General features: G+C 67.6%; 11 protein-coding genes. 8 read left to right on the forward strand and 3 right to left on the reverse strand.

Features of this window, described 5'->3' with window-relative positions:
- Positions 1-76 precede the first annotated feature (76 nt).
- The 7 genes from ACFC4D_RS45740 to pknB all read left to right on the forward strand — a co-directional run bounded on the left by ACFC4D_RS45740 (position 77) and on the right by pknB (position 10,140).
- Positions 77-1,528, forward strand: a complete 1,452-nt coding sequence (locus ACFC4D_RS45740; protein WP_376073172.1) for a DUF3662 and FHA domain-containing protein — start codon at positions 77-79, stop codon at positions 1,526-1,528.
- A 205-nt stretch (positions 1,529-1,733) separates the two neighbouring features.
- Positions 1,734-2,201 carry an FHA domain-containing protein gene (locus ACFC4D_RS45745; protein ID WP_364636871.1) on the forward strand — a complete coding sequence of 156 codons (468 nt, stop codon included), beginning with the start codon at positions 1,734-1,736 and terminating at the stop codon, positions 2,199-2,201.
- The gene (locus tag ACFC4D_RS45750; protein WP_375961555.1) at positions 2,198-3,679 is read left to right on the forward strand and encodes a PP2C family protein-serine/threonine phosphatase; all 1,482 of its coding nucleotides are present in this window, start codon (positions 2,198-2,200) and stop codon (positions 3,677-3,679) included. Before ACFC4D_RS45745 ends, ACFC4D_RS45750 begins: the two co-directional genes overlap by 4 nt.
- Positions 3,679-5,148 carry an FtsW/RodA/SpoVE family cell cycle protein gene (locus ACFC4D_RS45755; protein WP_375961552.1) on the forward strand — a complete coding sequence of 490 codons (1,470 nt, stop codon included), beginning with the start codon at positions 3,679-3,681 and terminating at the stop codon, positions 5,146-5,148. The genes ACFC4D_RS45750 and ACFC4D_RS45755 overlap by 1 nt, the downstream gene beginning before the upstream one ends.
- Entirely contained in the window at positions 5,145-6,632 is a 1,488-nt protein-coding gene (locus ACFC4D_RS45760) for a penicillin-binding protein 2 (protein WP_364636865.1), read from the forward strand. Before ACFC4D_RS45755 ends, ACFC4D_RS45760 begins: the two co-directional genes overlap by 4 nt.
- Before the next feature lie 35 nt (positions 6,633-6,667).
- The gene (locus tag ACFC4D_RS45765) at positions 6,668-8,233 is read left to right on the forward strand and encodes a protein kinase (protein WP_375961549.1); all 1,566 of its coding nucleotides are present in this window, start codon (positions 6,668-6,670) and stop codon (positions 8,231-8,233) included.
- Complete coding sequence (pknB, locus tag ACFC4D_RS45770) at positions 8,230-10,140, forward strand: Stk1 family PASTA domain-containing Ser/Thr kinase (protein ID WP_375961546.1); 1,911 nt, start codon at positions 8,230-8,232, stop codon at positions 10,138-10,140. The genes ACFC4D_RS45765 and pknB overlap by 4 nt, the downstream gene beginning before the upstream one ends.
- Before the next feature lie 74 nt (positions 10,141-10,214).
- On the opposite strand, the gene ACFC4D_RS45775 is transcribed toward pknB, so the two are convergent.
- From ACFC4D_RS45775 to ACFC4D_RS45785, 3 genes are read right to left on the reverse strand one after another with little or no spacing between them, the layout of a single operon-like run.
- Positions 10,215-10,676 carry a dCMP deaminase gene (locus ACFC4D_RS45775; protein ID WP_375961544.1) on the reverse strand — a complete coding sequence of 154 codons (462 nt, stop codon included), beginning with the start codon at positions 10,674-10,676 and terminating at the stop codon, positions 10,215-10,217.
- Positions 10,666-11,364 (reverse strand): RibD family protein, encoded by a 699-nt coding sequence (locus ACFC4D_RS45780; RefSeq protein ID WP_376073175.1) that lies wholly within the window; start codon positions 11,362-11,364, stop codon positions 10,666-10,668. The genes ACFC4D_RS45775 and ACFC4D_RS45780 overlap by 11 nt, the downstream gene beginning before the upstream one ends.
- The gene (locus tag ACFC4D_RS45785) at positions 11,361-11,999 is read right to left on the reverse strand and encodes an aminodeoxychorismate/anthranilate synthase component II (protein ID WP_364636855.1); all 639 of its coding nucleotides are present in this window, start codon (positions 11,997-11,999) and stop codon (positions 11,361-11,363) included. The genes ACFC4D_RS45780 and ACFC4D_RS45785 overlap by 4 nt, the downstream gene beginning before the upstream one ends.
- Positions 12,000-12,137: 138 nt before the next feature.
- Between ACFC4D_RS45785 and crgA the strand changes: the two genes are divergently transcribed.
- On the forward strand, positions 12,138-12,404 hold the full coding sequence (crgA, locus tag ACFC4D_RS45790; protein ID WP_364637946.1) for a cell division protein CrgA: 267 nt from the start codon (positions 12,138-12,140) through the stop codon (positions 12,402-12,404).
- The last annotated feature ends 64 nt before the right edge of the window (positions 12,405-12,468 follow it).

The following is a 12,468-nucleotide window of genomic DNA, read 5'->3' on the forward strand; positions in this document are numbered from 1 at the left end:
CACGGCGCCACCAGGAGACCAAGACACGAAGCACGCTTCACTCGCGGGAGCGTCCTGACCCGAGAGGAGGGGCTCGATGGGGATCGTCTCGCGATTCGAACGTCGCCTCCAGGGTGCTGTCGGCGATGTGTTCGCCCGCGTCTTCGGTGGCAGTGTCGTTCCGCAGGAGGTCGAGGCAGCGCTCCAGCGCGAGGCCGCGGACCACGTTCAAGACCTCGGCAACGGGCATCTGCTCGCACCGAACAGCTACGTCATCACCATCAACGAGTCGGACCTGGGGCAGCTCGTCCAGGGCGAGGGACAGGCCGACCACGACCTCGCGGTACGCGCGTTCGCCAAACACTTACAGGACTACATCCGTGAGCAAGGCTGGCAGACGTACGGCGAAGTGCACGTGGAATTCGAGGCATCCCCTACGCTGCACACCGGACAGTTCAGGACACGCGGTCGAGTGGACCCGGACGCCGTCGGCGGTAGTGTCGACCGCCGGGCGGGTCCGGCGGTGGGACCTGAACGCACACCACGACCCAACCCGCAACCAGGAGCTGGCCCCATGACGCAGAACTCAGGCTACGACCCAAGCCGTGAGCCCGCGGAGTCCGATCCACGAAACCGCGGGTACGCGCCCCCGCCCGCGAGCCGACCCGCTCCGCAGGGCTACGGCGAATACGGCCGCGGCGGTGCTGCCCCGCAGTACCCGGATCAGCAGGGCTACGGCGCTGCCCCGGATCAGCAGGGCTATGGCGAGTACCAGAACGGCTACGACTACAACCAGCAGGGCGGCCAGGGCTACGGCGCTCAGCAGGGTGGTTACGGCGATCAGGCGTACGGCCAGCAGCAGGGCTATGCCGATCAGGCGTACGGGCAGCAGCCCGGATACGCCGATCAGGCCTACGGCCAGCAGGGCTATGCCGAACCCGGCTACGGCCAGCAGGGCGGCGGCTACGCCGAACAGGGCGGCCAGCAGGGCTACGGCCAGCAGGCGTACGACCAGGGCGGCTACGGCCAGCAGGGGTACGCGGAACCGGGTTACGGCCAGCAGCAGGGCTACGGCGACCAGCAGGGCTATGCCGATCCGGGCTACGGCCAGCAGGGGTACGCCGAGCAGGGCTACGGGCAGCCGCAGGGCTATGCCGAGCCCGCCGCCGGTGGTTACGGCGACGACCAGTACGGCCAGCAGGCCGGGTACGGCCAGCAGCCCGCCGCGGGCGGTTACGCCGCTCCCGCGCGCAGTGGCTCGGGCTACTCGGCCACGCTGCAGCTGGACGACGGCTCCGGTCGCACCTACCAGTTGCGCGAGGGTTCCAACATCATCGGCCGCGGCCAGGACGCGCACTTCCGGCTTCCCGACACCGGGGTTTCGCGGCGGCATATCGAGGTGCGCTGGGACGGCCAGACGGCCATGCTCTCGGACCTCGGTTCCACCAATGGCACGCTGGTCAACGGGTCGCCCGTCCAGGACTGGCAGCTCGCCGACGGCGATGTCATCCGCGCCGGGCATTCCGAGATCCTGATCAGGATCGTCTGATCCCGTAAGCTCGCGGTGCAGATCACGATATGGCTGGATTTTCCTGCGCCGTATCGTGATCGCAACCGGTCGACGGCCCTATGATGCTGCCATTACTCGCGGCTCAACAGGCCGCGCCGACCAGGCGCACCGGTTGGGGGTCGCGGAGCTTTCTCCGTACTGACAGCCCGTACCTACGACACGGTCGAACAGGAGGTGGAGCACCGTGCAGGGACTGATCCTGCAACTCACCCGGGCGGGGTTCCTGCTGTTGTTGTGGCTGTTCGTGTGGGCGGTGCTCCGGACCCTGCGCAGCGATATCTACGCGGCCTCCGGCATCCGGGTGCCGCCGCGGACCCAAGGTGGTTCCGCGGTGCTCCCCTCCTTGCGCCGAGGCCAGAAGGGCGCCAAATATCTCGTGGTGACTCAGGGTTCACTCGCCGGCACCCGCATCTCACTCGGCACGCAGCCGGTGTTGATCGGGCGCGCGGACGACTCCACGCTGGTCCTCACCGACGACTATGCCTCCACCCGGCATGCGCGCCTGTCGCCGCGCGGGGAGGATTGGTATGTCGAGGATCTCGGTTCCACCAATGGGACCTACCTCGACCGGTCGAAGGTCACCACCCCGGTCCGAGTTCCACTCGGCACCCCCGTCCGTGTCGGTAAGACAGTGATCGAGCTGCGATCGTGACTCTTGTTCTGCGCTACGCCGCCCGTAGCGACCGCGGTCTCGTACGAGCCAACAACGAGGACTCCGTCTACGCGGGCGCGCGCCTACTCGCGCTCGCGGACGGCATGGGCGGTCACGCCGCCGGTGAAGTCGCCTCCCAACTGATGATCGCGGCGCTCGCGCATCTCGACGACGACGAACCGGGCGATGATCTGCTCGGCAAGCTCGATCGCGCGGTGCACGAGGGCAATGCCGCCATCGCCGATCAGGTCGAGGAAGAGCCCGAACTCGACGGGATGGGCACCACGCTCACCGCCGTCCTGTTCGCCGGGCGCAAACTCGGCCTCGCCCATATCGGCGACTCCCGCGCCTACATGCTCCGCAATGGCGAACTCACCCAGATCACCCGCGACGACACCTTCGTGCAGTCGCTGGTGGACGAGGGCCGGATCACCCCGGAGCAGGCGCACACCCATCCGCAGCGTTCGCTCATCATGCGCGCGCTCACCGGCAACGAGATCGAGCCCACCCTGGTGGTGCGCGAGGCGCGCGCCGGGGACCGGTATCTGCTCTGCTCGGACGGCCTCTCCGATGTGGTGAGCGATGAGACCATCGCCAACACCATGCGCGAGGGCAGCACCGACGAGGCGGCCGACCGGCTCATCGAATTGGCTTTGCGCAGTGGCGGTCCCGACAATGTGACCGTCGTGGTCGCCGATGTCATCGACCTCGATTACGGGCAGAGTCATCCGATCGTGGCGGGCGCGGCCTCCGGCGAGGATGACGACACTCCCCCGCCGAATACCGCCGCCGGTCGCGCCGCCGCCATGCGGCCGCCGAGAGCCGCCCCGCGCCGGGCCGTACAGCAGCCCGAGCCGGAGCCGCCGCGCAAGAGCCACAAACTGCGCTGGATCGCGCTCTCGCTGGCCCTGCTGGTCGCCATCGGCGCGGGACTCACGGTCGGCTACAACATGATTCGCAGCAACTACTACGTGGGCACCCAGGACGACAAGGTCGTGGTGCTGCGCGGGCTGCCCGGTTCGGTGCTGGGCTATTCGATCCACGATGTGGATCAGATCGCCTGTGTCACCCGCACCGGTGAATTGCAGATCAGCGCGATCGGTTCCAGCTTCGGCGCGGGTTGCCGCGAACTGCGCCTGCTGGATCTCAAGCCGACCGGCCGCGATTCGGTCAACAAGGGTCTGCCGCCGGGCTCCCGCGAGGAAGCCGGCAAGCAGCTGCAGGCGCTGACCCGCAATGATCTGCTGCCGCCCTGCGAGAAGGCACAGCCGCAGCCGCAGCCGTCGACGACTCCGCCGAGCACCCCGGTCGATCCGAACGCGCCCGTCACCACCACCCCCGCCGTTCCCACCACCACCCCGGCCGCCGTGCCGGGTGGCGAGAACCATCCGCTGGAACCCCGCAAGACCGATCAGCCCACCCCCACCACTACGACCGCGCCGCAGCAGCCGGGGCAGAACTGCAGAGTGACGGACTGATGTCCGCACCGGCACCACCGTCCGCTGGGGCCTTTCCCAGTCCTCCGGGCGGATTCGCTCCCGCGCCCCCGCCGTCCACCCGGCGGAATGTGGAACTGCTGCTGCTCGGGCTCGCGGCGGTGGTCACCACGGTGTCGCTGGTGCTGGTGGAGGCCAGTCAGGAACAGGCGATCACCTGGGAGATCGCCAAACTGGGCGCGGCCTATCTGGCGTTGTTCGGTGTCGCGCATCTGGCGGTGCGCCGTTTCGCGGCGTTCGCGGACCCTTTGCTACTACCGATCGTGGCGCTGCTGAACGGTCTCGGCCTGGTGCTCATCCACCGGCTGGACCTGGCCGAGAAGCAGGATGCGATCTTCGCCTCGCAGCCCATCCCCTCCCCCGATGCGAACCAGCAGGTGCTGTGGACGGGGTTGGGGATGGTGGTTTTCACGGGCCTGTTGCTGCTGCTGCGCGACTACCGGACGCTGGCGCGGTACGCGTACACGCTCGGACTGGTCGGCCTGGTGCTGCTCGCCATCCCGGCCATCCTGCCGGATCGGTTCTCACAGGTGAACGGCGCGAAGATCTGGATTCGACTGCCCGGCTTCAGTGTTCAGCCCGGTGAGTTCGCCAAGATCCTGCTCATCATCTTCTTCGCCGGGGTGCTGGTCGCCAAGCGCGACCTGTTCACCGCCGCCGGTAAGCACGTGTTCGGGATGGAACTGCCCCGCGCCCGCGATCTCGGCCCGATGCTGGTGGTCTGGATCGTCTGCGTCGGCGTGCTGGTGCTGGAGAAGGACCTCGGCACCTCGCTGCTGATCTTCTGCACGGTGCTGTGCATGCTCTACATCGCCACCGAGCGAGTCGGCTGGGTGGCGGTCGGCGCACTGCTGCTCGGTATCGGATTCGTGTTCGCGTACAACGTCTTCGGACATGTGCGGGTGCGCGTGGAGACCTGGCTGCACCCGTTCGCGGATTACAACAACACCGGCTATCAGATCTCGCAGTCGCTGTTCGGGCTCGCCACCGGCGGGCTGGCCGGCACCGGGCTCGGCAGCGGACGGCCCTCGCAGGTGCCGTTCGCCAAGACCGACTTCATCATCTCCGCCATCGGCGAGGAACTCGGCCTGATCGGCCTGGCCGCGGTGCTGATGCTGTTCTGCGTCTTCGTGATTCGCGGTCTGCGCACCGCCATCGCGGTGCGCGACAGTTTCGGCAAGCTGCTGGCGGCGGGTCTGGCGTTCACCATCGCCATCCAGCTGTTCGTGGTCGTCGGCGGTGTCACCAAACTGATTCCACTGACCGGTCTGACCACGCCGTTCGTCTCCTACGGCGGCTCCTCGCTGCTCGCCAACTACGCACTGCTGGCACTCTTGATCAAGGTGTCCGATGCGGCGCGCGCCCCGGCCCCCGTCCGTAAGCGGGCGCCGGAGCCGCTCGCGGACGCGCCCACCGAACTGGTACGGCGACCGAAGGGTGGTACCGCGTGAACACACCCCTGCGCCGGGTGGCGATGGCGGTCATGCTGATGATCGTCGCGCTGCTGATCAACGCCACCTACATCCAGGTGCAATTCGGGCCGATCGGCAAGGCGGACAGCCTGCGCAACGATCCGCGCAACGGCCGCGTCCTGCTCGACGAGTACGCCCGCCAGCGCGGCCAGATCTCCGCGCAGGGCACGGTGCTGGCGAGTTCGGTGTCCACCGACGACCGGTACAAGTACCTGCGCACCTATCCGACCGATCCGCTGGCGTACGCGCCCGCGACCGGTTTCTACTCCATGCAGTACGGCAGCACCGGGCTGGAGCACGCCGAGGATTCGGTGCTGAACGGTTCGGACAATCAGCTGTTCGGGCGGCGCTTCATCGATATGGTGTCGGGCCGGGATCCGCGCGGCGGCAATGTGATCACCACGATCAACCCCGCTATGCAGAAGGTCGCGTACGAGCAGCTGACCGCCAAGGGCTACACCGGTTCGGTGGTGGCGATCGAGCCGAGCACCGGGCGCATCCTCACCATGGTGTCGACGCCGTCCTACGATCCGAACCTGCTCTCCGGCCACGACGGCGCGGCCGCCGCGCAGGCGTGGCAGAACCTGCAGTCCGATCCGCGCCAGCCGATGCTGAATCGCGCTGTGTCGCAGACGTATCCGCCGGGCTCCACCTTCAAGGTGATCGTGACCGCCGCGGCGCTGTCCAACGGCATCGCCAAGCCCGAGGATCAGCTGACCGCGCAGTCGCGAATCACGTTGCCGGACACCACGACCACGCTGGAGAACTACAACGGCAGCCACTGCGGTCCCGGCGACGCGCCGACCGCATCGCTGACCGACGCGTTCAAGTTCTCCTGTAACACCGCTTTCGTGGACCTAGGTATCAAGGTGGGGGCCGCGAAACTCAAGGACGAGGCCGCCGCGTTCGGCATCGGAACCCATCCGAACATTCCGATTCCGTGGGCGGACAGCACCGTCGGGACCATTCCCGACGCACCGGCCCTCGGCCAGAGCAGTATCGGACAGCGCGATGTGGCGCTGACTCCGCTCGACAACGCCGTCATCGCCGCGACCGTCGCCAACGGCGGCGTGCGGATGCAGCCGCATCTGGTCGATCAGTTGCAGGCCCCGGACCTGAGCACCCTGGAGACCGTGAAACCCATGTCGGTCGGCCAGGCGATCAGCGCACCGGTGGCCACCCAGCTGACCAATCTGATGATCGAGTCGGAGAAGAACACCCAGGGAGGCACCCAGCAGCGGGGCTACCAGATCGCGTCCAAGACCGGCACCGCCGAACACGGCAACGATCCCCGCAATACCCCGCCGCACGCCTGGTACATCGCCTTCGCGCCCGCGCAGAACCCGAAGATCGCCATCGCGGTGATCGTCGAGAACGGTGGCGACCGCGCCCTGGCCGCCACCGGCGGTTCGGTGGCCGCGCCCGTCGCGCGGGCGGTGCTCGACGCCGGGCTGGGGGGCTGAACGGACATGACAGGGCAAGGTAGACAGGGTCGGAAATGCTGAACAACGGTGCGATGATCGCGGACCGCTACCGGCTGCATCGGCTGATCGCCACCGGTGGCATGGGCCAGGTCTGGGAAGCTCTCGACACCCGGCTGGATCGCCGGGTCGCGGTGAAGGTGCTCAAGGCGGAGTTCTCCGCCGATCCCACCTTCCGGCACCGCTTCCGCACCGAGGCCCGCACCACCGCGCAGCTCAATCATCCGGGTATCGCGGGAATCTACGACTACGGCGAGACCATGGATCCCTCCGGCGGCGAAACCGCCTATCTGGTCATGGAACTCGTACAGGGTGAACCGCTGAACGCGGTGCTCAGCCGGCTCGGGCGACTGTCCGTGCATCAGGGTCTGGACATGCTCGAGCAGACCGGTCGCGCGCTTCAGGTCGCGCACGCGGCGGGCGTGGTGCATCGGGATGTGAAGCCCGGCAATATCCTCGTGACGCCGACCGGTCAGGTGAAGATCACCGACTTCGGCATCGCGAAGGCCGTGGACGCCTCCCCGGTCACCAAGACCGGCATGGTGATGGGCACCGCCCAGTACATCGCCCCCGAACAGGCCACCGGCGAGGACGCCACCTCCGCCTCGGACGTGTACGCGCTCGGCGTGGTCGGCTACGAGGCGCTCGCCGGGGAACGCCCGTTCACCGGTGACGGCGCGCTGACCGTCGCCATGAAGCATGTGCGCGAAGCGCCGCCGCCGCTGCCCGCGGATCTGCCGCCGAACGTGCGCGAGCTCATCGAGATCACCATGGCGAAGGATCCGACCCAAAGATTCGCCACCGGAGGCGAATTCGCCGATGCGGTGGCCGCGGTGCGATCCGGTCGCAGAGCGCACACCCCCGGCGGCGGCAATCCCGCCATCCCCACCGGTGCGACCAGAATCCTGCCGCCCGGCCCCACCATGATGATTCCGGGCGGCCGCGCCGATCAGGCCACCACCCGCTACGCCACCCCGCCGCAGTCGATGCGGCAGCCGCAGCAGCCGCCGATGACCGGTTCCACGGTCATGATGTCGGGTCCGCAGACGCCACCACCGGGTCCGCCGAGACCGATGCACGTCGGCGCGCCGGACGGCGACGGTGACGGCGGGCGTTTCACCAACTCACAGAAGGCCATGGCCGGACTCGGTGTCGGCGCGCTCATCCTGGGCGCGGCCGCCGCGGTGGTGCTGCTCAACGGCTCCCCGTCGGATTCCACCCCGACCACCCGCACCAGCGCCGTCGTCGCGCCGCCTCCCGTGGCGACCACCACCACGACGGTGCCACCCACCACCACCCGGGAGAAGCCGGTTCCGCCGCCGCCCACCTACGATCCGACCACCGAACCGCCGGTCACCACGGTGCCGCCCACCACCACGCCGCCGCCGACCACGACGCCGCCGGTGACGACGACACCGCAGACCACCACGGTCCCCAAGACCACGACCGCGCCGACGACCACCAGTCGCGGTGCGCGTCCGCCGTGGGACCTACCATCATGGCCAGCGGTTCCCGGTGGCGCCCGGGGCTACTACGGAACGACGGAACCCAGTGCTCCCGCCCTCCCCCAAGGACAGTCATGACGACCCCGAAGAATCTCTCCTCCCGCTATGAGCTGGGTGAGATCATCGGCTTCGGCGGCATGTCGGAGGTGCACAAGGCGCGGGATCTGCGGCTCGGGCGCGATGTGGCGATCAAGGTGCTGCGCGCGGACCTGGCCCGCGACCCCACGTTCTATCTGCGCTTCAAGCGTGAGGCGCAGAACGCGGCGGCGCTGAATCATCCGGCCATCGTCGCGGTGTACGACACCGGCGAGGCCGAGATCGACGGCGGGCCGCTGCCCTACATCGTGATGGAGTACGTCGACGGCGATACGCTGCGCGATATCGTGCGCGGCAAGGGTCCGATGGCGCCCCGGCGCGCGATGGAGATCATCGCGGATGTGTGTGCGGCACTGGACTTCTCGCACCGCAACGGCATCGTGCACCGGGATATGAAGCCCGCCAACATCATGATCAATCGCGCGGGCGCGGTGAAGGTGATGGACTTCGGCATCGCGCGAGCGCTGGCCGACAGCTCCAACCCCATGACGCAGACCGCCGCGGTCATCGGCACCGCCCAGTACCTGTCCCCCGAACAGGCCCGCGGCGAACAGGTCGACGCGCGCTCGGACGTGTACTCGGTCGGCTGCGTACTCTTCGAAATCCTCACCGGCGAACCGCCTTTCACCGGTGACTCACCGGTCGCGGTCGCCTATCAGCATGTGCGCGAGGACCCCCGGCTGCCCTCGCATGTGCATCCGGGCGTGCCCCGCGAACTCGATTCCGTCGTGCTCAAGGCCATGAGCAAGAACCCGGCCAACCGGTATCAGACCGCCGCCGAGATGCGCGCCGACCTGATCCGGGTGCTGGGCGGGCAGAAGCCCACCGCGCCCATGGTGATGAACGACGAGGACCGCAACAGCTTCCTCGACGACGATCTGCCGCCGCCGCGCTCCTACCGGACCGTCGAGCGCCGCGATGACACCACCGAACAGGAACTGGTCGCACCCGCCGACGGCGGCGGCCGCCGCATCGGATTGATCGCGGCGCTCGCGGTCGGCATCCTCGCGGTCGCCGGTGTCGCCATCTGGCTGCTCCTCGGACCCGGCAGCAAGCCCGATCAGGTGGCGGTGCCGGAACTGTCGAATCACAATTCCCAGCTCGCACAACGCGATCTGGAGAAGCTCGGCTTCAGCGTCGCCGTGCAGGACAAGGCGGACAGCAAGATCGCGCCCGGCAATGTGATCGCCACCCAGCCGCTCGGCGGCTCGCGCATCGACAAGGGCAGCACCGTCACCCTGCAGGTCTCCACCGGGCCCTCCCAGGTCGCGGTGCCGCGCCTGGCCGGACTCACCCAGCAGCAGGCCGAACAACAGTTGAATTCGGTGGGGCTGCGGCTGAATTCGGATGTGAAGCGGGAAGCGTCCAGTGTCGACGAGAAGGACAAGGTCACCAGCCAGAGTCCGGGCGAGGCGCAGAAGGTCGATTCCGGCGGTCAGGTCACCATCACCCTCGGTTCCGGGCCGGAGAAGGTCCGCGTCCCCGATGTGGTCGGGCAGCAGATCGATGTGGCGCAACCGAATCTGACCGACAGCGCGGGCTTCAAGGTCAGCGTGCAGGAAGTCCCCAACAATCTGCCCAAGGGCACCGTGATCGGCACCAATCCGGCCGCGGGCACCATGGCGGACAAGGGCTCCACCGTCACCGTGCAGGTCTCCACCGGCGATAACGTGCAGATGCCGAGCCTGATCGGGCTCACCCCCGCACAGGCTGTGGATATCCTGCGGCAGCGCGGCTGGAACGGGCAGATCACCCAGAACACGCAGAGCACCCTGGATGCCAGCAGCGTCGGCCGGGTCATCGCCCAGCAGCCGACCGCGGGATCCTCGATCGCCAAGAATCAGACGGTGACCATCACGACCGGCGTCATCTCGCTCGGCCCGCCGTGACGGACATCCTGGACTAACCGAAATCGGGTTGTGGAGAAGTTATCCACAACCCGATTTTCTTGTCGAAAAGCTGTCTACAGGCGCAGATGCCGGTTCATCGACATGGCTTCCTCGGCGAGATCGGCCAGTTCGACCACCTCGACACCGTGCTCCCGCAGTTTCTCCACACCCTGGCAGTTGTCCACAAACGTGCCGGGCTCACGCCAGGCGATGACCACGCGCCGAATGCCCGCGGCCAGAATGCGATCCGTACAGGGCGCGCGATCCTTGCTGCTGCGCAGTGAACAGGGCTCGAGCGTGCTGTAGATGGTCGACGACGACAGTCGATCGTCATCGGGTTCCAATTTGTTCAGCGCGGATTCCTCCGCGTGCACCTTGTCATCGGTTTCGCGGGACCAGCCGTGGATGACCTCCACCCCGTCCGCGCCGACGATGACCGCGCCCACCGAGAACGCGGTCGCACTCGGCGGGCACAGTCGCGCCAGGCCGATGGCGTGCCGCATCCAGCCGCGATCCGAGCGAGCCTCATCCGACATCGGAATCCTCCTTCGGCAGATAGCGCAGTACCGCGATATCACCGATGCGGCCGACCTCGGCCAGTCGCATGCGGTGCCCGGGACCGCCCGGGAAATCGGCGGGCCCGAGAAAACGGGGTGCGTCCGGATCACCGACCACGATCGGCGCGACGGCCATGCTGATCTCGTCCACCAGATCGGCGGCCAGGAACGCGGTGTGGATGGCACCGCCGCCCTCCACCATCAGGCGGCCGACACCCTGGCTACCGAGGTCGTCCAGCAGCGCGGCGAAATCCACTGTCGCGCCCAGGGATACGACCTTGGCCAGCCCATCCAGCCCGTGCCCGATGCGTGCGGCCCCGGAATCGGTTGTGTAGACGATTCTTTCGCCGCCGCAGTGCCACAGCCGGCGCGCGGGATCGAGATCGCCTGTCGCCGTGACGATCACCCGCAGCGGATACTCCGGTTTCCCGGCCGCGACCCGCGAAATCCGGCGATCCTCGCTGTTGACCAGCAGGCGCGGATCATCGCTGCGCAGGGTGCCCGCGCCGATCAGAATCGCGTCCGACTCCGCGCGCAGCGCGTCCACCCGATCGAAATCGGCTGCGTTGGAGAGCAACAGCCGATCCGGTCCCGCATCGTCGATATAACCGTCGATGCTGACCGCGACCGACAGCAGCACATGAGGCCGATCCGCACCGGCACTCATACCAGCGCCGCGACCTCCGCCTCGAGCGTGCGCACCAGACCCTCCGCCGGGCGCTCCCCAACCTGACCCAGCCAGTTCGCGAGCATGCGATGCCCGCCCTGGGTGAGCACGGATTCGGGATGGAACTGCACGCCCTGGATCGGCAGGGTGCGATGCCGCATGGCCATCACGATCCCGGATTCGGTGCGGCCCAGCACTTCCAGCTCGGGCGGCATGGTCTCTTCCAGCACGGTCAGCGAGTGATAGCGGGTGGCGGTGAACGGATCGGGCAGTCCGGCCAGCACGCCCGCGCCGACGTGGAAGACCTCGCTGGTCTTACCGTGCAGCAGTTCGGGGGCGCGGGTCACGGTCGCGCCGAACGCGACACCGATGGCCTGATGACCCAGGCACACCCCGAGCAGCGGGCGCTCATGCCGGGCGGCGGCCTTGACCAGATCGATGCTGACGCCCGCGCGCTCCGGCGTGCCCGGGCCGGGACTGATCAGAACTCCGTCGAAGTCCTGTACGACGGCGTCCACATCGGCGAGTTGGGGATCGTCATTACGCCAGACGACCGCGTCCACGCCCAACTGTCCGAGATACTGGACCAGGTTGAAAACGAAGCTGTCGTAATTGTCGACGACCAGTACACGCATGATTCGAGAGTAGTCACCCGGCTCGCTCGCGTCGCACGCAATACCATCGTTTATTCCCCAAGGGCGGCTCGCGCCGGGAGCGCTCGAGTGACCTGGGATAATGTCTACCAAGACCTGCACGCCGAAACTGAGGACGTCATGCCCAAGTCGAAGGTCCGGAAGAAGACCGACTACACGATCAACCCGGCCAGCCGCACGCCTGTGAAGGTGAAGTCGGCCGGCCCGTCGCCGGTCTGGTACGTGTCCATCATGCTGGGCTTCATGCTCGCGGGCCTGGTGTGGCTGCTGGTGTACTACCTGGCGGCGGACCACATCGGCTGGATGAGCGATCTGGGCGCATGGAACTTCCTGATCGGGTTCGGCCTCATGGTCGTCGGCCTGATCATGACCATGCGCTGGCGATGAGCTCCTTACACGATTGTTATTCATACACACCTGTGGATGACCTTGTGGACAACTCGAGGACAGA

The sequence above is a fragment of the Nocardia sp. NPDC056000 genome (assembly GCF_042269265.1).
GTDB lineage: Bacteria > Actinomycetota > Actinomycetes > Mycobacteriales > Mycobacteriaceae > Nocardia.

Bases quoted from the DNA above. Each gene is read 5' to 3' on its own strand.
- ACFC4D_RS45785 (WP_364636855.1), bottom strand. From the start codon at position 11,999: ATGCGTGTACTGGTCGTCGACAATTACGACAGCTTCGTTTTCAACCTG.
- ACFC4D_RS45755 (WP_375961552.1), top strand. From the start codon at position 3,679: ATGTCCGCACCGGCACCACCGTCCGCTGGGGCCTTTCCCAGTCCTCCG.
- pknB (WP_375961546.1), top strand. From the start codon at position 8,230: ATGACGACCCCGAAGAATCTCTCCTCCCGCTATGAGCTGGGTGAGATC.
- ACFC4D_RS45775 (WP_375961544.1), bottom strand. From the start codon at position 10,676: ATGTCGGATGAGGCTCGCTCGGATCGCGGCTGGATGCGGCACGCCATC.
- crgA (WP_364637946.1), top strand. From the start codon at position 12,138: ATGCCCAAGTCGAAGGTCCGGAAGAAGACCGACTACACGATCAACCCG.
- ACFC4D_RS45765 (WP_375961549.1), top strand. From the start codon at position 6,668: ATGCTGAACAACGGTGCGATGATCGCGGACCGCTACCGGCTGCATCGG.
- ACFC4D_RS45740 (WP_376073172.1), top strand. From the start codon at position 77: ATGGGGATCGTCTCGCGATTCGAACGTCGCCTCCAGGGTGCTGTCGGC.
- ACFC4D_RS45780 (WP_376073175.1), bottom strand. From the start codon at position 11,364: ATGAGTGCCGGTGCGGATCGGCCTCATGTGCTGCTGTCGGTCGCGGTC.